Consider the following 1,078-nt stretch of genomic DNA (forward strand, 5'->3'; position numbering starts at 1 on the left):
CATGTATGAACACGAGGAGTTGAATGAGGAATCTCTGGTTATCAATCGTGACTGGCGTTCAAGCAACTACCTTTCACTAAGTTTTTTTCCCACAGACAATATAACATTTGTGAGCACTACTTACTATCAGCCGATGTTATCAAAATTTGACGATTACAGGATTGCTTCAGAGAATTCTTTTGTTTTGGGGATTTTAGAAAAACTTTCGCTAAGGGTCACTTACACCCTAACGTTTGATGCCACTCCGGCAACTGATGTACCCAACACTTTTTACAATTTATCAACGGGATTGTTGTATGCGTTTGATTAAATCCAACCCTTCAAGGGTATGACCCTTGAAGGGTTGAGGGTTATAATTCAATAAGCACCTGATTCCTCAATAAATCCTCCATCGTTTCCTCTTTTCTGATTAGGTGAGCTTTTCCATTGTACCAAAGCACCTCCGCAGGGCGGAAACGCGAGTTGTAGTTGCTCGCCATGGTGAAGCAATAAGCTCCCGCATTTTGAAACGCCAGTATATCGCCTTCACTGATTTCGTTGATGCGACGGTTGCTGGCAAAAGTGTCAGTTTCGCAGATATAGCCCACTACCGAGTAAAAACGTTCCTTGCCTTTTGGATTTGAAATGTTCTCAATATAATGCGTAACTCCGTAAAACATCGGACGGATAAGGTGGTTGAACCCGCTGTCCACCTGGGCAAAAACCGTTGAGGTGGTCTGCTTGATGACATTCACCTTTACAAGAAATTTCCCGGCTTCGCTTACCAGAAACTTTCCGGGTTCAAAAGCGAGGGTGAGTTCCTTGCCATATTCGGCACAAAATTCATTAAAGCGCTTGCTGAGTTTTTTTCCGAGCTCTTCCACGTTGGTTTCTATATCGCCCTGCTTGTAAGGCACTTTAAATCCGCTGCCGAAATCTATAAATTCAAGGGTTTTAAAGTTTTTGGCAGCATCAAATAAAATTTCACTGGCATAGAGGAAGACATCAATGTCCAGGATATCACTTCCGGTGTGCATATGGATGCCGTTGATGTTCATGCCGGTATTTTCGACGATGCGCAATAACAAGGGCATTTGGT

2 protein-coding genes are annotated in these 1,078 nt (G+C 42.9%); one reads left to right on the plus strand and one right to left on the minus strand.

Annotation, left to right across the window (positions count from 1 at the left end; all coding sequences use genetic code 11):
- Positions 1 to 310, plus strand: a 310-nt coding sequence (locus tag AC6F75_RS13765) for a DUF481 domain-containing protein (protein ID WP_500715662.1), incomplete at its 5' end; no start/stop codon positions are given.
- A gap of 40 nt (positions 311 to 350) precedes the next feature.
- On the opposite strand, the gene AC6F75_RS13770 is transcribed toward AC6F75_RS13765, so the two are convergent.
- Positions 351 to 1,078: diaminopimelate decarboxylase family protein (locus tag AC6F75_RS13770; protein WP_500715663.1), on the minus strand; the 728-nt coding region annotated here is incomplete at its 5' end.

The organism is Planktosalinus sp., assembly GCF_059864935.1.